Annotated in this window: 16 protein-coding genes; 15 read left to right on the plus strand and 1 reads right to left on the minus strand. The window is 45.3% G+C overall.

Annotation, left to right across the window (positions count from 1 at the left end; genetic code table 11):
• From pcrA to NCCP2331_RS15880, 8 genes are all read left to right on the plus strand, one after another.
• Complete coding sequence (pcrA, locus tag NCCP2331_RS15845; protein ID WP_251671783.1) at positions 1 to 2,238, plus strand: DNA helicase PcrA; 2,238 nt, start codon at positions 1 to 3, stop codon at positions 2,236 to 2,238.
• Positions 2,239 to 2,265: 27 nt separating this feature from the next.
• A complete protein-coding gene (gene ligA / locus NCCP2331_RS15850; protein ID WP_251671784.1) occupies positions 2,266 to 4,287 on the plus strand; it encodes an NAD-dependent DNA ligase LigA in 2,022 nt (673 codons plus the stop codon).
• A complete protein-coding gene (locus NCCP2331_RS15855) occupies positions 4,277 to 5,410 on the plus strand; it encodes a CamS family sex pheromone protein (RefSeq protein WP_251671785.1) in 1,134 nt (377 codons plus the stop codon). Before ligA ends, NCCP2331_RS15855 begins: the two co-directional genes overlap by 11 nt.
• A 182-nt stretch (positions 5,411 to 5,592) precedes the next feature.
• Positions 5,593 to 5,880: an Asp-tRNA(Asn)/Glu-tRNA(Gln) amidotransferase subunit GatC gene (gatC, locus tag NCCP2331_RS15860; protein ID WP_153722239.1), complete on the plus strand. Its 288-nt coding sequence runs from the start codon at positions 5,593 to 5,595 to the stop codon at positions 5,878 to 5,880.
• A gap of 63 nt (positions 5,881 to 5,943) precedes the next feature.
• Positions 5,944 to 7,407 (plus strand): Asp-tRNA(Asn)/Glu-tRNA(Gln) amidotransferase subunit GatA, encoded by a 1,464-nt coding sequence (gene gatA, locus NCCP2331_RS15865; protein WP_153722238.1) that lies wholly within the window; start codon positions 5,944 to 5,946, stop codon positions 7,405 to 7,407.
• A 2-nt stretch (positions 7,408 to 7,409) separates the two neighbouring features.
• Entirely contained in the window at positions 7,410 to 8,840 is a 1,431-nt protein-coding gene (gene gatB / locus NCCP2331_RS15870) for an Asp-tRNA(Asn)/Glu-tRNA(Gln) amidotransferase subunit GatB (RefSeq protein ID WP_153722237.1), read from the plus strand.
• 108 nt (positions 8,841 to 8,948) lie between these two features.
• Complete coding sequence (locus NCCP2331_RS15875; protein ID WP_153722236.1) at positions 8,949 to 9,518, plus strand: thioredoxin family protein; 570 nt, start codon at positions 8,949 to 8,951, stop codon at positions 9,516 to 9,518.
• Positions 9,519 to 9,596: 78 nt separating this feature from the next.
• Positions 9,597 to 10,520 carry a diacylglycerol kinase gene (locus tag NCCP2331_RS15880; protein WP_153722235.1) on the plus strand — a complete coding sequence of 308 codons (924 nt, stop codon included), beginning with the start codon at positions 9,597 to 9,599 and terminating at the stop codon, positions 10,518 to 10,520.
• A gap of 113 nt (positions 10,521 to 10,633) precedes the next feature.
• On the opposite strand, the gene NCCP2331_RS15885 is transcribed toward NCCP2331_RS15880, so the two are convergent.
• Positions 10,634 to 11,068, minus strand: a complete 435-nt coding sequence (locus NCCP2331_RS15885; RefSeq protein ID WP_153722234.1) for an NUDIX hydrolase — start codon at positions 11,066 to 11,068, stop codon at positions 10,634 to 10,636.
• 289 nt (positions 11,069 to 11,357) lie between these two features.
• Between NCCP2331_RS15885 and NCCP2331_RS15890 the strand changes: the two genes are divergently transcribed.
• The 7 genes from NCCP2331_RS15890 to NCCP2331_RS15915 all read left to right on the plus strand — a co-directional run bounded on the left by NCCP2331_RS15890 (position 11,358) and on the right by NCCP2331_RS15915 (position 16,603).
• The gene (locus NCCP2331_RS15890; RefSeq protein ID WP_153722233.1) at positions 11,358 to 12,710 is read left to right on the plus strand and encodes a cytochrome ubiquinol oxidase subunit I; all 1,353 of its coding nucleotides are present in this window, start codon (positions 11,358 to 11,360) and stop codon (positions 12,708 to 12,710) included.
• Positions 12,707 to 13,732 (plus strand): cytochrome d ubiquinol oxidase subunit II, encoded by a 1,026-nt coding sequence (locus NCCP2331_RS15895; RefSeq protein WP_153722232.1) that lies wholly within the window; start codon positions 12,707 to 12,709, stop codon positions 13,730 to 13,732. The genes NCCP2331_RS15890 and NCCP2331_RS15895 overlap by 4 nt, the downstream gene beginning before the upstream one ends.
• A gap of 12 nt (positions 13,733 to 13,744) precedes the next feature.
• Positions 13,745 to 13,879, plus strand: coding sequence for a cytochrome bd oxidase small subunit CydS family protein (cydS, locus tag NCCP2331_RS18415; RefSeq protein ID WP_255425144.1), 135 nt, complete (start codon positions 13,745 to 13,747; stop codon positions 13,877 to 13,879).
• Positions 13,880 to 13,945: 66 nt separating this feature from the next.
• Positions 13,946 to 15,313 carry a 23S rRNA (uracil(1939)-C(5))-methyltransferase RlmD gene (gene rlmD / locus NCCP2331_RS15900; RefSeq protein WP_251671786.1) on the plus strand — a complete coding sequence of 456 codons (1,368 nt, stop codon included), beginning with the start codon at positions 13,946 to 13,948 and terminating at the stop codon, positions 15,311 to 15,313.
• A 311-nt stretch (positions 15,314 to 15,624) separates the two neighbouring features.
• The gene (locus tag NCCP2331_RS15905; RefSeq protein WP_251671787.1) at positions 15,625 to 15,894 is read left to right on the plus strand and encodes a Rossmann-fold NAD(P)-binding domain-containing protein; all 270 of its coding nucleotides are present in this window, start codon (positions 15,625 to 15,627) and stop codon (positions 15,892 to 15,894) included.
• A 129-nt stretch (positions 15,895 to 16,023) separates the two neighbouring features.
• Complete coding sequence (locus tag NCCP2331_RS15910) at positions 16,024 to 16,329, plus strand: nucleotidyltransferase family protein (protein ID WP_251671788.1); 306 nt, start codon at positions 16,024 to 16,026, stop codon at positions 16,327 to 16,329.
• A complete protein-coding gene (locus NCCP2331_RS15915) occupies positions 16,313 to 16,603 on the plus strand; it encodes a HepT-like ribonuclease domain-containing protein (RefSeq protein ID WP_251671789.1) in 291 nt (96 codons plus the stop codon). The genes NCCP2331_RS15910 and NCCP2331_RS15915 overlap by 17 nt, the downstream gene beginning before the upstream one ends.
• The last annotated feature ends 47 nt before the right edge of the window (positions 16,604 to 16,650 follow it).

The following is a 16,650-nucleotide window of genomic DNA, read 5'->3' on the forward strand; positions in this document are numbered from 1 at the left end:
ATGAATAAACTATCAGAAGACTTACTGAAAGGCATGAATCCTGAACAGGCAAGAGCTGTTAAGGCAACGGAAGGCCCGCTGCTGATAATGGCGGGAGCCGGATCGGGAAAGACGCGTGTGCTGACACACCGCATTGCCTATCTCGTTGTTGAAAAACAGGTGTATCCTTCCAATATTCTTGCGATCACTTTTACAAATAAAGCAGCACGTGAAATGCGTGACCGGATTGACGGCCTTTTGGGTGCGGGGTCCGGTGAACGCATGTGGGTTTCCACATTTCACTCCATGTGTGTACGGATCCTTCGGAGAAACGTCGACCGTATTGGGCTATCGAAGAACTTTACCATTTTAGACAGTGCCGATCAGCTGACAGCAGTCAAACGTGTGCTGAAAGAATTAAATCTCGATCCGAAACAGCATGATCCGCGTGCCATGCTCGGCGCAATCAGCAATGCAAAAAATGAATGCATAGATGCAGAGGAATTTCGCAAAAACTGCAATCCTCAAAATCCGTATGAACGCACAGTGGCGGATATCTATGAACGCTATACGAAAAAACTCCGCCAGAATCAGTCGATGGATTTCGATGATCTGATCATGATGACGCTTGTGCTGTTCGAACGTGTGCCGGATGTATTGGAATTTTATCAGAATAAATTTCAGTATATTCACGTCGATGAGTACCAAGATACGAACAACGCCCAGTACCGGCTCGTCAAGATGCTTGCTTCAAAATTCCGCAACATCTGTGTAGTCGGAGATTCCGATCAGTCTATCTATCGCTGGCGAGGCGCTGATATCGGCAACATTCTGTCGTTCGAAAAAGATTATAAAGAGGCAAAAGTTATTTTATTGGAGCAGAATTACCGGTCAACCAAACGAATTCTGCAGGCTGCCAATGAAGTGATTAATAATAATAAAAGCCGCTATGACAAAAAGCTGCGCACCGATAATGCGGAAGGCGAATTGATTTCTATTTATAAAGCACGTGATGAAAAAGATGAATCACAATTCGTCGTGCAGCAGATTATTGAGCTGAAAGAACAGCAGGGCCTGTCGCTTGACCAGTTCGCGGTTCTTTACCGAACGAATGCGCAGTCACGTGTAATTGAGGAATATTTATTAAAATCCAATCTGGACTATACAATTGTCGGCGGTACAAAATTCTATGACCGAAAAGAGATTAAGGACTTGCTGGCTTACTTGCGGCTGATCGCCAATAATGACGATGATCTGGCATTTGCCCGTGTCATCAATGAACCGAAACGCAGTATAGGCGCCACGTCATTTGAACGGATGGCAATGTTTGCGCTCGAAAATGATCGCTCCATCTTTGACTCACTTCAGGAAGTGGATTTCATAGGTCTTCCCGCGAGAGCAGCCAATGAAGCTATGAAATTTCGTGAAATGATCGATGGCTTTTCGCAAATGCAGGAATTCCTGTCCATCACAGAATTAGTAAAGGAAGTCATTGAAAAATCAGGCTACCGCAGTATGTTGGAAAAAGAAAAGACGATTGAAGCGGAGAGCCGTCTTGAGAATATTGAAGAATTCCTGTCCGTTACCGAAGCCTTTGAAAAGCGTGCAGAGGAAGAAGAGAGTGAACGTTCACTTGTTGCGTTTCTGACTGATCTTGCGCTGGTTGCAGATATTGATACGCTCGATAAAGAAGAGAACTCTTCCACGGAAAAAATCGTCCTGATGACGATGCACGCTGCAAAAGGGCTGGAATTCCCTGTCGTCTTTGTAATCGGCCTGGAAGAGAACATCTTCCCGCATATCCGTGCGCTGGATGATCCGGAAGAAATGGAAGAAGAACGCAGACTGGCTTACGTGGCAATTACACGGGCGGAGCAGCGTCTATATATGACCTGTGCAGGCTACCGGATGCTGTTCGGACGTTCGAATTTTAATTCACCGTCTCGTTTCCTTAATGAAATTTCAGAAGAACTGATCGAAATGCTCGCTGACGGCAACGGCATGAGTGTGCCATTCGACAGAGCACCACAAAAGCCGGGTGTTCCGCGCGCTGCTGTCAAACGTCCGCTCTATAATGAAAGCGGCGGAGAGAAATTGCAGTGGACGCCTGGCGATAAAGCCACCCACAAGAAATGGGGAACTGGCACTGTCGTCAGTGTAAAAGGAGCTGCAGATGATCTGGAACTCGACATCGCTTTCCCTAATCCTGTCGGCATCAAAAGACTGCTGGCTAAATTTGCACCAATCGAAAAAGAATAATGTGTTTCTGAGGAGTGTGGACTAACGATGGATGATGTACTGGAACTGGAAAAACGGGTTGCTGAGCTGAAGAAAATCCTTCACGAGTACGGACATGCCTATTATGACTTGGATGCTCCGATCGTACCTGATTCAGAATATGATGAGAAAATGCAAGAATTGCTGGCAATTGAAGCGGAACATCCGGATTTGATCTATCCTGATTCACCCACCCAGCGAGTGGGCGGAAAGCCGCTTGAAGTGTTCAGTAAAGTCGTTCATCGCCATCCGATGCTCAGTTTAGCCAATGCATTCAATGAAGAAGATCTGCGTGAGTTTGACCGGCGTGTGCGGGAGTCTGCAGGCAGTGCCGTGTATGTCTGTGAATTGAAAATCGACGGTCTTGCAGTCTCGCTTCAATATGAAGAAGGACGGCTTGTACAAGGCTCTACACGGGGGGACGGTGCAGTCGGTGAAGATATTACGGCGAATCTGAAAACAATCCGTACGGTACCGCTGAAACTGAAGGAACCGCTGACCATTGAGGTACGCGGAGAAGCCTATATGCCGAAGCGCTCGTTTGCCGATCTAAATGAAGCCCGTGACGAAGCGGGAGAAGCGCCGTTTGCGAATCCGCGTAACGCAGCCGCTGGATCGTTGCGCCAGCTCGATCCGCAAATCGCAGCAAGCCGCAACTTGGCGACATTTATTTATGCGGTCGGCGGAGATGCAGAAGTATATAATTTGGACAGTCATTCAGAAGCGCTGGATCAGTTGGATGCAATCGGCCTGACGACGAATCATGAGCGTAAGCGCTGTTCTTCGATCGAAGAAGTATTTGAATATGTGGCATACTGGACCGAAAACCGTCAGTCACTCGATTACGAAATAGACGGCATCGTCATTAAAGTCGATAATTTCGAGTCACAGGAACAGCTAGGCTATACGGCAAAAAGTCCGCGCTGGGCAATTGCTTACAAGTTTCCCGCTGAAGAAGTCCGCACAAAATTAATGGCTATCGAACTGAGTGTCGGCAGGACTGGAGTTGTCACACCGACGGCTATACTGGAACCTGTAAGAGTGGCGGGCACGACAGTAGGACGGGCTTCACTGCATAATGAAGATTTAATCCGGGAAAAAGATATCCGAATCGGTGATCTGGTTGTACTTCGCAAAGCCGGAGACATCATTCCGGAAATCGTCATGGCGGTAACAGCTGAACGGACAGGCAGTGAAGAACCGTTTGAGATGCCTGCCGAATGTCCCGTATGCAGCTCTGAACTGGTGCGTATTGAAGGGGAAGTTGCCCTGCGCTGTATGAATCCGAAATGTCCTGCCCAAATGAAAGAAGCGCTTATTCACTTCGTCTCACGGAAAGCCATGAACATTGAAGGAATCGGCGAAAAACTAGTGGAGCAGCTCTATATGGCCAATCTCGTGCAGGATGTATCAGACCTTTATACACTGACAGAAGAATCACTGCTTACTCTTGAGCGGATTGGAGAAAAGTCAGCGAATAATATTATTTCTGCAATTGAGCAGTCCAAGGAGAATTCGTTGGAGAAGTTATTATTCGGTCTTGGAATCCGTCATGTCGGGGAAAAAGTGGCACGTATTTTAGCAGAGGAATTCCGTACGCTTGATGCGCTGGAGCAAGTGACAGAAGAGCAGCTGATCCATGTGTTTGAGATTGGCGATATTGTGGCGGATGCGGTAGTGACGTATTTTAGTACAGAAGAAGTTCAGGAAGTAATGAACAAATTGCGTTCGTACGGCGTCAATACTATATATAAAGGTGTCACGCGTGAAGAGTTGCCGACTACCGGTCCGTTTGCAGGAAAAACGGTGGTTTTGACCGGGAAACTGTCACAGCTGACTCGCTCGGATGCCAAAGCGCAGATTGAAGCGTTCGGCGGTACAGTCAGCGGCAGTGTCAGCAAAAAAACAGATCTTGTTATTGCAGGTGAAGACGCAGGCTCCAAGTTAACGAAAGCACAAGAGTTAGAAATTGAAATTTGGGATGAACAAGCAATGCTTGATGCCCTTGGAGTGGATATGAATGAAAAGTAGAACTAAATGGCTGATACCAAGTGTTCTGTCGGCTGTATTGCTGACGGGATGCCTGCCGACACCGGGTGATGATCAGGAGAAAGCGGTTCAGGAAACAGATGAGAGCGAACAAGAGATGGTGCTTATACCTGAAGATCAGGTCAAAGATGAGTATTATCGTACCCCTGTTCCTTTCAAAAAAAGCGCGAGCAGGGGACTGGTCGTCAGTAATTTGAATACGAAATATGATATGCAGGAAACAGAAGAAGGACTGCTGCGGCTTTCTACGCAGTATTTCGATCCGGCCAATTATTATTTCCAGGAAGGTCAGTATATTGACCGGGATACTGCAAAGGAATGGCTGTCACGGAAATCCAATTACGAAGCCGGATTGAATCCAGCCATTAAAGACGATATGACACCGGAACAGATTGCAGAGAAAGCGCCGATTTACCTAGCCCATATCGTCGAACAAAACTATTTGCAGATGACAGATGAAAAGAAAGTGAAGCTGGCGGGGATGACGATCGGTCTGGCGATGAATTCACTTTATTATCCGCGTGAAGGTAATGAGCGTCCGATTGACGATAAGACCATTGAGGAAAAAGGCAAGCAGATGGCGGACATTATTTTGCAGCGTCTGCGTGCGAAGCCGGAACTGGCAGATATACCGATTGCTGTCGGTCTGTTCAAGCAAAAGAGCCGGAATGATATCGTTCCGGGTACATACTTTGCCACAGCGATTGCACAAAAAGGAAAAAATGAATTCACAGGATGGAAAGAAGTAAACGAAACTTATGTTTTGCTGCCGGCATCCTCTCCGACAGGCAATTATCGCGAATTAAATACCACGTTCAAGAACTTTAAACAGGATATTGACGATTATTTCGAAAGCTTCGTAAATGCTGTGGGGACAGCATACTTTAAGGATCAAAAGCTTAATTCCCTGCATATTGAAATACCGATCCAGTTTTTTGGCAAGAGTGAGCTGATTGCGTTTTCGCAGTATTTGACGTCATTGGTAAAAACACATTTTAAAAATATACCCGTGGAGATTAGTGTTACGTCGGTCAACGGTCCTGAAGTATTGATCGTGAATGAAGGAAACAGCAAAGAACCATTTGTGCATGTCTATGGCTATTAACGTGACAGTTCCTGACATAACAAACTTTCCAATGAACTGATAAAATGGTATGATGAACTGAAAACAGTTTAGCCTCCGGCGGATGTCACAGACTGAATTTGAGCTTGCTTGAATTCAGTCCGGGCGCAATTACGCGGAGGCGTAATTGATTTAACCGATGGTAAAATGAGGAGGAACGATGTATGACAACATTTTCAAAAGATGACGTCAAGTACTTTGCGGATTTCGTCCGTATCGGCGTTTCTGAAGAGGACAAAGAATACTATGCTGCAAAAATTGCAGATTTAATTGCAAGTGTTGAAAATTTAAATGAAGTGGACGTTTCCGGCGTCAAACCGATGACACATCCGATTCCCATGATCAACGTATTGCGCGAGGATACGCCAAAAGATATCCTGGACCGCGAAAAAATGCTGGCAACTGCGGAAGACCATGAAGACGGTCTGATTAAAGTGCCGGATATCCTGTAAACGAGTCAGGCAGATCCGTAAAATAACTGCTTTGCGCTACCATGATTTTTAGGAGGAAAAGTGATGACGTTAACAAGTAAAACAGCCGCAGAACTTCGGGAGCTTTTTCAAAAGGGAGAAGTTACGGTCAAAGAAGTAACAGAAGAGACATTTAAAACAATCGAACAGACAGATGAAAAAATCCACGCATTCGTTCACCTGACAAAAGAAGAAGCTTTGAAGCATGCGGAGCAGCTGGACAAGCAGGCTGCAAATGAACGCGGACCGCTTTATGGCGTGCCTGTCGGGATCAAAGACAATATCGTTACAAAAGATATCGTGACAACATGTTCCAGCAAAATGCTCGAAAACTTTGTCCCTGTTTACGATGCAACAGTAGTTGAAAAACTTCGTGCGGCCGGTGCGGTCTCTGTCGGCAAATTAAACATGGACGAGTTCGCCATGGGTTCCACGACGGAAACTTCTTACTTTGGAAATACCTTAAACCCGTGGAATTTGAATCACGTGCCCGGCGGTTCTTCAGGCGGTTCTGCAGCAGCAGTTGCAGCAGGTGAAGTTCCGCTTTCATTGGGATCAGATACAGGCGGTTCTGTTCGTCAGCCGGCTGCATTTTGTGGTGTCGTTGGAATGAAACCTACATACGGACGTATTTCCCGTTTCGGTCTGACGGCTTTCGGTTCTTCACTCGACCAGGTCGGCCCGATTTCCCGTACGGTGGAAGATAATGCCTTACTATTGAATGTGCTGGCAGGAGAAGACGATAACGACAGTTCATCCTCTGCAAAAGTAGTTCCAGATTACACAGCAGCTTTGACAGGTGATATTAAAGGCCTGAAAATTGCTGTGCCTTCTGCATATTTAGGTGAAGGTGTGCAGCCGGAAGTTGCGGAAGCAGTGAAGGCGGCATTGCAAGTACTAGAATCGCAGGGAGCTTCTTGGGAAGAAGTCGAATTGCCGCATGTCCAATATGCGCCGACAGTGTACTATGTAATATCTTCATCTGAAGCCTCTTCCAACTATTCCCGTTTCGATGGATTGCGTTACGGTTTCCATACGGAAAATCCGGAAAATCTGGAACAGGCCTACTTCCGTACACGTCAGGAAGGATTCGGCCGGGAAGTGAAAAAACGTCTTATTTTTGGAACATACGCTATGAGTGCGGATCACCATGAAGAAGTGTATGTGCGCGCACAAAAAGTCCGTGCGCTGATTGCTGAGGATTTCAATAAAGTCTTCGAAGACTATGATGTCGTTATCGGGCCATCTGCTGCATGTCCTGCACTTCCACTGGGAGACACACTGACAGATAAAGCGGTATATTATGCAAATGATATACTGGCAACTCCAGCCAACTTAACAGGACGTCCGGCAATTTCCTTGCCTTGCGGATTTGTGAATGAACTGCCGATCGGACTGCAGATTATGGGTAAACACTTTGATGAAGAAACAGTTTATAAAGTAGCACACGCGTATGAACAGGCAACTGATTTCCATAAGCGGACTCCAGCGATTCAGGAGGGGAACTGATCATGAACTTCGAAACCATTGTCGGATTAGAAATCCACGTAGAATTAAAGACAGATACGAAAATCATGTCGCCGGCACCTGCTCATTTTGGCGCCGAGCCGAATAAAAACATCCATGTAACAGATATCGCCTACCCGGGTGTACTGCCTACATTGAATAAAAAAGCTATCGAATTCGGTATGAAGGCATCCATGGCATTGAACTGTGATGTTGCACCCGTCATGAACTTTGATCGTAAACACTACTTCTACCCGGATAATCCAAAAGCGTATCAGATTTCACAGGATAAGCGTCCTGTCGGTTCAAACGGCTGGATTGAAATCGAAGTGGAAGGCAAGAAGAAAAAGATCCGCATCGAGCGCGTTCATTTAGAAGAAGATGCAGGAAAACTGACGCATACCGAAAACGGCTATTCACTGGTCGACTTGAATCGTCAGGGAACTCCTTTGATTGAGATTGTCACAGAAGCAGACGTGCGTTCTCCCGAAGAGGCGTATGCATTCCTGGAAAAATTGAAAGCCATTATTCAATATACAGGTGTTTCTGACGTTCGGATGGAAGAGGGTTCACTTCGCTGTGACGCGAACATTTCACTCCGTCCGTTCGGCCAGGAGAAATTCGGTACGAAGACTGAATTGAAGAACTTGAACTCATTCAACTTTATCCGCCGCGGTATTGCGAATGAAGTGGCACGTCAGGAAAAAATCCTGCTGTCTGGCGGAACGATTCAACAGGAAACCCGTCGTTACGACGAAGCAACAGGCGAAACAGTATTAATGCGGATCAAAGGAAGCGCGAATGATTACCGCTTTATCAATGATCCGGATCTGCCGGAAGTTCATATTGAGCAAGAGTGGATGGACCGTGTACGTGCGGAAATTCCCGAATTGCCGGATGCTCGTAAAGCACGCTATGTTTCTGAATTGGATCTTCCTGAGTATGATGCTCACGTATTGACATTAACAAAGGAAATGTCTGACTTTTTCGATGCAACAGTGAAAGCCGGAGCAGATGCGAAACTTGCTTCCAACTGGCTGATGGGCGACGTATCAGCTTACTTGAACGCAGAATCGAAAGAATTGCATGACACGCCGCTGACTCCTGAAAATCTGGCTCAGCTGGTGAAATTGATTACAGACGGTACGATTTCATCCAAAATTGCAAAGAAGGTGTTTGCTGACCTTGCGAAAAATGGCGGAAATCCTGCAGATATCGTCAAGGAAAAAGGCCTCGTCCAAATTTCTGATGAAGGTACACTCCGTACTGTCATTACAGAAATTCTGGATTCAAATGAGCAGTCCATTGAAGACTTCAAGAACGGGAAAGACCGTGCAGTCGGCTTCTTAGTGGGGCAAGTAATGAAAGCGACAAAAGGACAGGCAAACCCGCCATTAGTGAATAAGCTCTTAATGGAAGAAATCAAGAAAAGATAATACCGCAGCATGACTCGTTGTGTAAAAACGTTCCAGGAAGAGACCGAAACAGTCCAGCCTGGGCGTTTTTTCGACTTAATGATTTACATCAAACAGGAGGGGATTGTCATGAAAACAGAACAGCAATATTTTGAAGAGGGCCAAACACTTCAGGATTATATGGACAATATGGGAACGCATAAAGAAAACAGTTTTTTGATCTATAATGAGTTTGAAGTGCCGAAGGACGATGAATTTATTGAAATACTGAAAGATAAACAACCCCATATTCTCGTCATTACAGAAGACTGGTGCGGCGACGCAATGTTGAATAACCCGATTTTGAGACGAATTGCAGAGGCGGCGTTCGTTGACGTACGTACCGTATTGCGAGATGAAAATCCTGATTTGATCGATCGTCATCTGACGAATGGCGGACGTTCAATTCCAATATATATCTTATTGGATTCAGAAGGTGAAGTGCTGGCTAAATGGGGTCCGCGTGCTCCAATTTTACAAAAATACGTAATGGCGGGCCGTGCCGAGCTGCCGGAACAAGATCATCCGGACTTTGAAGAAAAGCAGAAAGCATTCTATTCAAAGTTGATGTCGGAATATACGGCAAAGCCTGCTAACTGGCTTGCGGTGTATGGTGATATCCGTTCTGAATGGCTGCCGGTGCTGCAACAAACGAATTAACGAGTTTCAAGAATTCATATGATGATGGTAAAGGTCTGAATTGTCATTTCAGACACGAAAGGATCGAGGGGAAAGTGTATGAAACGTGCACGTATAATTTATAATCCGACTGCAGGAAAAGAAGCATTCCGCAAGCATTTGGCAGAAGTCCTCGAAAAGCTCGAGAAAGCCGGTTATGAAACTTCCGCTCACGCAACAACGTGTGAAGGTGACGCGACTGACGCAGCAAAAGAAGCGGTGCGCAGAGGATTTGATGTAGTAATTGCTGCAGGCGGCGATGGAACGCTGAATGAGGTAGTGGAAGGTGTAGGGCACTTCGAAGAACGTCCAAAAATCGGTCTGATTCCTATGGGTACGACAAACGACTTCGCCAGAGCGCTGCGTATTCCAAGAGATATCGACGGTGCAGTTGATATCATCTGTAGAGGTGAAACAACGCCTGTCGATGTCGGCCTGATGAATGATCGCTATTTCATTAATATTGCCGGCGGGGGCAGAATGACGGAATTGACGTATGAAGTGCCAAGCCGTCTAAAAACTGTACTCGGTCAGCTTGCATATTACCTGAAAGGCATTGAGATGCTGCCGTCCATCCATTCCAGTCATATGCGAATTGAATATGATGGAGAAGTTTTCGACGATGAAGCAATGATGTTCCTGATTGGATTGACCAATTCAGTCGGCGGATTTGAAAAGCTGGCACCTGATTCCAGTATTAACGATGGATACTTTACGCTGCTCATTTTGAAGAAATGTAATATTGCTGAGTTTATTCGTATCGTTACTCTCGCTTCCAGAGGGGAACATTTAGATGATCCACTTGTTATTCAAGCGAAAGCGGAGAAAGTAGTAGTTACTTCAAATGATGAAGTACTGCTGAATTTGGACGGGGAGTATGGCGGTGTCCTGCCGGCGACATTCGAAAACCTGTACAGGCATGTAGAAATGTTCGTCCCGCTGCAGAAGTTGCGATTGCAGGACAAAGTAGAAGAAATTCAATAAAAGCAAAACAAAAGACTATTCCAATCGACGCGATAAGTTCGGATGGAATAGTCTTTTATTGTTTGAAATTAGTATGATGGGGACAATGCGGGAAGCACAGCCACAGGTCGATATCAGATGTATTCAATCGCTTCTCCTTGTTTTGCAGCTAACTTCGGTACTGCATTCAATGGCATCCACCGATAGCTGAATAATAGACCTGCGTCTTTACCTTCACCTTCTACACGATATTCCCACTCGTTTTCATCTTTTGTACCTACATAAGAAAAATGGAAAATAGTCCGTTCGTAAATTACATTCTTGTCTTCTGGAAAGAATTTCGATGATTTTACTTTACCTTCGAGTATAAGTTCATCGCGAAGTATACCGGATTCTTCTTCGATTTCCCGATATAATGCATCTAATAAAAGTTCATTACGTTCAATCGTGCCACCGGGTACCTGCAGACCTGCTTCAGGCTGATCAGTTTGTTCGTAAACTAACAGCTTGCGGTGTCTTCCTTCCCCTTTTGTAATATAAGCCAGTACTTTTCTCTTTATCCTTTTCACTTTATTTCACCTCTCTATAGTTAACCCATTATACTGTAAATTTTAACTATTGACAAGTAAAAAGTTTTAATCAATTATTATACAACAATTTAATGGACAGTAAACAAAAACTTTCATCGAAATTTCAACAAATAGGTTAAATATACAATGAAATAGGGAAACATTAAAAAAGGACCGTCAAAGGAAGTGATGATGTATGTACAAAAAGCAGGAAAAACGGCTGATGTGGCTGGCATTTATTGTGGCAGGCATCATGCTGCTTTCTATCGTGGGAAGATTATTTTCATAAATGGGGGTGTACGGAGTGGATTCGGTTTTCTATTCCAGAGTATTAACAGAACTGACGCTGTCTTTCCATATCATCTATGCGACAATCGGAGTCGGGGTTCCGCTGATGATTATGCTCGCACAGTGGGTGGGGATTAAGAAGAATGATGAACATTATATATTACTTGCGAGGCGCTGGGCACGAGGTTTTGTCATCACCGTAGCGGTAGGAGTAGTGACAGGAACCGCCATCGGCCTGCAGCTGTCACTGTTATGGCCGAACTTTATGGAACTGGCCGGTAACGTGATCGCACTCCCATTATTCATGGAGACTTTCGCCTTCTTTTTTGAAGCCATTTTCCTGGGTATTTACTTATATACATGGGATCGGTTCGAAAATCAAAAGAAACATTTTCTACTGCTTATTCCGGTGGCGCTCGGTGCTTCTTTTTCAGCTGTGTTTATTACCATTGTTAATGCGTTTATGAATGCGCCGCAAGGATTTGATTTGGTCAATGGGGAACTAATCAATGTTAACCCGCTTGTCGCGATGTTTAATCCGGCGATGCCGACGAAAGTGGCGCATGTGGTCGGCACGGCATATATGACATCGGCATTTTTATTGGCAGCTATTGCGGCGTTCAGATTGCTGCGCGGATCCAATCACATCTATCATAAGAAGGCATTATATCTGACATTGAAAGTTGGATTCATATTCAGTGTAAGTGCTGCGCTTGTCGGCGACTTATCAGGAAAATACTTAGCGGAATACCAGCCCGAAAAGCTGGCGGCTGCGGAATGGCATTTTGAAACGGAAGAAAATGCACCCTTAATGCTGTATGGCGTACTGGATGACGGAGAAGTAAAGTATGCGATCAAGATTCCGTACGCCCTGTCGATTCTGGCACACGGGTCACCGAAAGCGGAAGTTATCGGACTGGATCAGTTCCCGGAAGAAGATACTCCGCCTCTATATATCCATTATCTATTCGATATTATGGTGACGATCGGTATGACGCTGCTCGCTCTATCTTTAGTCTTTTGGGTCGGCATGTGGAGAAAATGGAGATTCGTCGAGTCCCGCTGGTTCCGCTGGCTGATCGTCCTCGGGGGGCCACTCGTGTTTATTTCACTTGAAGCGGGGTGGTGGCTGGCAGAAGTCGGACGGCAGCCATGGATTTTACGGAACATCATGCGCACGGCAGAAGGCGCAACGAGCAGCGGACAGGTACCGACTATGCTCGCCCTCTTTGCCTTGCTGTACTTAGTGCTCGGCATCGGCAGTGTCGTTGTTCTCCGAAGAATGTTTGTCCGTAACCCTGTTGAGCAGGAAATCATGGATCGGCAGCAAGAGAAGGGCGGTGACATCCGATGAATATTGAGATTTTGGGGATTACAGTTCTTTGGGTGTTTTTATTCGGATATATTATGGTCGGAGCCATCGATTTTGGTGCAGGATTTTTCAATGCCTATACTCTGTTGACTGGCAGGCAGCGTATTCTGACTCATGTGATCCAGCGCTATCTGTCGCCGGTCTGGGAAGTCACCAATGTCTTTCTGGTATTTTTCTTCGTCGGGATCATCGGTTTCTTCCCGAAAACTGCGTTTTACTATGGGACGACGCTGCTGGTGCCCGTCAGTTTCGGGATTATTCTGCTGGCAGTCCGGGGTTCCTACTATGCGTTTGAAACGTACGGGGCACGCGGGCATAAAGGTTATTCATTTGTTTACGGAGCTGCGGGACTGCTGCTGCCTGCGTCGCTGTCTATCGTACTGACGATATCAGAAGGCGGGTTTATTGAAATGATAGACGGCCAGCCGGTTCTCGATTACTGGCTCTTGTTCACAAGTCCGCTGACCTGGTCGATTGTCGTACTTAGTCTGGCGGCGACGCTCTATATTTCCGCCACATTCCTGACGTGGTATGCCAATAAGGCCAAAGATCAAGAAGCGACGCAATTATTACGAAAGTATGCGCTTATCTGGGCGCTGCCGACAATGATAGCGGCAGGCGGTATCATCTTCGAACTGCGCAAACATAATTCGCTTCATTATGAAAATATCCAGCGCTTCTGGCCGCTGTTCCTGCTGTCGTTCATTATGTTTCTCGGTACTTTGGGTCTGCTGTGGAAAGGACGCCGTTACGGAGTCGCGTTCGGTTTGCTGGCGGGACAGTTTGTCTTCGCCTTCTTCGGCTACGGTGCGTCCCATTATCCGTATCTGCTCTATCCATATTTGACCATATACGACAGTTTTACGAATCACGCGATGGCGATTGCGCTCATTACAGCCTTTATTTTTGGCCTGTTGATGCTGATCCCGTCATTGTACTTGCTGCTGAGGCTGTTCTTGTTCAATAAGGACTATGTCAAAGGCAAGGAAGATTATCATGCGTAAGGAGGCAGATTTATGCAGGAGTTTTTAATTTTCTACGCACCATTTCTCGTGATCATCACCGGAATTGCCCTGTCATTTTTTGTCGTGTTAAAAGATGATGCAGTTACGAAAAGTGAGTATAAGGAAACGAGGAAGACAGACGTCTAAGTGCGTCTGTTTTTTTCTTTGCTCCGCATGGTACACTAGGAGTATCTGAAAGATGGAGGAAAAATCATGAGCTTTGCAGTAAATAAAAACGATCGAATAGAAGTGAAAATAGAGGATCTGACACATGACGGAGCGGGGGTGGCGAAGGTTGACGGCTATCCGCTGTTCATACCGGGAGCGCTGTCCGGCGAGACGGTCAGCATCCAGGTGTTGAAAACACTGAAAAACTACGGGTTCGCCAAAATGCTGGACTTGATTGAACCGTCAGAAGACCGCGTTATCCCGCCCTGCCATGTGTTCCCAACATGCGGCGGCTGCCAGATCCAGCACTTATCCTATGAAGCGCAGCTGACACAAAAACGGAAAACCGTCCGCAGTGTGATCGACCGGATCGCCAAGCTGCCGGATGTTCCGGTGCATGAAGTAAAAGGAATGGACGATCCGTGGCGCTACCGCAATAAATCGCAAATCCCGTTCGACACGGAAAACGGCCGTGTGATCACCGGCTTCTATAAGTCCCGCACGCATCAAATCGTTGATACAGACGTCTGTCTGATCCAGACGACAGAAGCAGATGAATTGATGGCCTTGCTGAAACGTAAAATTCAGCAGCTTGGGATTGAGACATATAATGAGAAAACTCATCAAGGCATGTTGCGCCATCTGATCGTCAGGAAAGCCCGCCAGACTGGGCAGGTGATGGCAGTCCTCGTGACCCGGCAAAAGAAGTTTCCACAAAAGCAGGCAGTCGTGGATTTAATTCGGCAAGAGGTCCCGGAAGTTACGTCGATCATGCAGAATATCAACTTTGCCAATACTAACGTCATTATGGGCAATGAAACGGTTAATTTATATGGCAAAGACGTCATTATCGACCGGATCGGTGATATCGAATTCGAGATTTCCGCCCGTTCATTCTATCAAGTGAATCCAGTGCAGACAGAAGTGTTGTATCAGCAGGCGTTGGATTATGCAGGGCTTACAGGCAATGAAACAGTTATCGATGCGTACTGCGGCATCGGAACGATTTCACTGTTTCTGGCGAAGCAGGCAAAGGAAGTATACGGCGTGGAAATCGTTCCGCAGGCGATTCAGGATGCCAAGCGCAATGCAGATTTGAATACTATTACTAATACACATTTTGAAGCAGGTGCCGCGGAAGAAGTCATTCCAAAATGGTATGCAGAAGGCAAGCGTTTCGACGTGTTGGTCGTAGATCCGCCGAGGAAAGGCTGCGATGAAAAGCTGCTGGAAACTATTTTGGAGTACAAGCCGGAGAAAGTTGTTTATGTATCCTGCAATCCGGGTACCCTTGCGCGCGACTTGCGAATTTTGGAAGATGGTGGATATCGCACGAAGGAAGTGCAGCCGGTGGATATGTTCCCGCATAGTAGTCACGTGGAATGCGTGGCTTGGTTGGAGAAGATGTTGTAGTTCTGCAATAAACTCCAGTACTTTACAATAAACTCGTCACAACTTGTCCCAGTCGTTTATAACAAAGTCCGTTACCCTAAATCCCTGAAACCCTGAAACCCTTGTCACTACTCTCTTTTATCTTTCTCGACCGTAACGAACTTCATTTTAAATCGAGAAAAACGTGAACAAAAAGCGTGAGAAAAGCAGTGGAAAGTGGTCAAAACGTGATAAAAATGTTTGGAAATGAGGGATAGGTGAAAGACTTTATTTTAAACGGCAACGGTGGAATGCGGGTTTGGGTGGGATGAAGGTGCAGGAGACTATTTTAAATGGACATAGTAGAGATTAAAAACGGGTTCTTCATGCAAAATATATCCGGTGTTCATTCGGCTGAAATACGTGAAATGGACCAACTGTTTGTGTCGGCGGGTAAAAGTAAAACTAGTTTCATCGACGCAGAAGATATCGGGCTGGCTGCAGCCGTGTTACTTAGTAATGCGGAGAAATTTAAGAATACAGCGCATACGGTTACGAGATCGGAGGCATTGGATTATTTTCAAGTGGCTGAAGTTTTAAGTAAAAAACAGGAAGGAATATGACATATGCCAATCTCGGCTTTTTAAAGTATAATGCTATTTTGTGTATGCCGCCATACTCATTCTGCCTTTTATTTCTCATTGGTAAGATGCTTTGTTATAATGAAATAAACGTAAATTGGCGGTGATTATATGTTATCGCAACAAGAAATCCTTAATGAGCTCTCGAAAAACATGGGTATATGGAAAGAAAAGTATGGTGTTAAACGAATTGGTTTGTTTGGCTCATTTGTCCGCAAAGAGCAAAATGAATTCAGCGACATTGATGTGGTCGTAGAATTTGTTGATACTGCATGGTCTTTTGATAACTATATGGATTTAAAAATCACATTGGAAGATCACTTTCAAAAACCAGTCGATTTGGTGATTGCTGACGATATTAAGCCTGCTTTAAAAGCAAGTGTGCTTAGGAGTATTATTTATGCAGAGGGAGCCTAAAGTTTATTTAGAGGATATTTTATCTGCTGCATATAAGATGGAGAAGTTCACAGATGGTCTATCCTATGACGACTTTGTAAAAGATGATTTAATTTTTGATGCGGTTATCAAAAATATATTGGTTATTGGTGAGGCGACTAAAAGTATTCCTGAAGATATACGGAAGACCTATTCAGAAGTAGAGTGGAGAAAAATGGCTGGAATGAGGGATATGATGATTCATGGTTATTTTACTATTAATAATCAAATCGTTTGGGATGTCATTCAGCAATAAATCCCTTCACTTAAGCAACAAATTGAACTAATCTTAAATGAGATTAA

The sequence above is a fragment of the Sporosarcina sp. NCCP-2331 genome (genome assembly GCF_023707945.1).
Classification (GTDB): domain Bacteria; phylum Bacillota; class Bacilli; order Bacillales_A; family Planococcaceae; genus Sporosarcina; species Sporosarcina cascadiensis.

What these genes read in the sequence shown, in the direction of transcription:
- pcrA (WP_251671783.1), top strand. Translation starts at nt 1, where the DNA reads ATGAATAAACTATCAGAAGACTTACTGAAAGGCATGAATCCTGAACAG.
- ligA (WP_251671784.1), top strand. Translation starts at nt 2,266, where the DNA reads ATGGATGATGTACTGGAACTGGAAAAACGGGTTGCTGAGCTGAAGAAA.
- NCCP2331_RS15855 (WP_251671785.1), top strand. Translation starts at nt 4,277, where the DNA reads ATGAAAAGTAGAACTAAATGGCTGATACCAAGTGTTCTGTCGGCTGTA.
- gatC (WP_153722239.1), top strand. Translation starts at nt 5,593, where the DNA reads ATGACAACATTTTCAAAAGATGACGTCAAGTACTTTGCGGATTTCGTC.
- gatA (WP_153722238.1), top strand. Translation starts at nt 5,944, where the DNA reads ATGACGTTAACAAGTAAAACAGCCGCAGAACTTCGGGAGCTTTTTCAA.
- gatB (WP_153722237.1), top strand. Translation starts at nt 7,410, where the DNA reads ATGAACTTCGAAACCATTGTCGGATTAGAAATCCACGTAGAATTAAAG.
- NCCP2331_RS15875 (WP_153722236.1), top strand. Translation starts at nt 8,949, where the DNA reads ATGAAAACAGAACAGCAATATTTTGAAGAGGGCCAAACACTTCAGGAT.
- NCCP2331_RS15880 (WP_153722235.1), top strand. Translation starts at nt 9,597, where the DNA reads ATGAAACGTGCACGTATAATTTATAATCCGACTGCAGGAAAAGAAGCA.
- NCCP2331_RS15890 (WP_153722233.1), top strand. Translation starts at nt 11,358, where the DNA reads ATGGGGGTGTACGGAGTGGATTCGGTTTTCTATTCCAGAGTATTAACA.
- NCCP2331_RS15895 (WP_153722232.1), top strand. Translation starts at nt 12,707, where the DNA reads ATGAATATTGAGATTTTGGGGATTACAGTTCTTTGGGTGTTTTTATTC.
- cydS (WP_255425144.1), top strand. Translation starts at nt 13,745, where the DNA reads ATGCAGGAGTTTTTAATTTTCTACGCACCATTTCTCGTGATCATCACC.
- rlmD (WP_251671786.1), top strand. Translation starts at nt 13,946, where the DNA reads ATGAGCTTTGCAGTAAATAAAAACGATCGAATAGAAGTGAAAATAGAG.
- NCCP2331_RS15905 (WP_251671787.1), top strand. Translation starts at nt 15,625, where the DNA reads ATGGACATAGTAGAGATTAAAAACGGGTTCTTCATGCAAAATATATCC.
- NCCP2331_RS15910 (WP_251671788.1), top strand. Translation starts at nt 16,024, where the DNA reads ATGTTATCGCAACAAGAAATCCTTAATGAGCTCTCGAAAAACATGGGT.
- NCCP2331_RS15915 (WP_251671789.1), top strand. Translation starts at nt 16,313, where the DNA reads ATGCAGAGGGAGCCTAAAGTTTATTTAGAGGATATTTTATCTGCTGCA.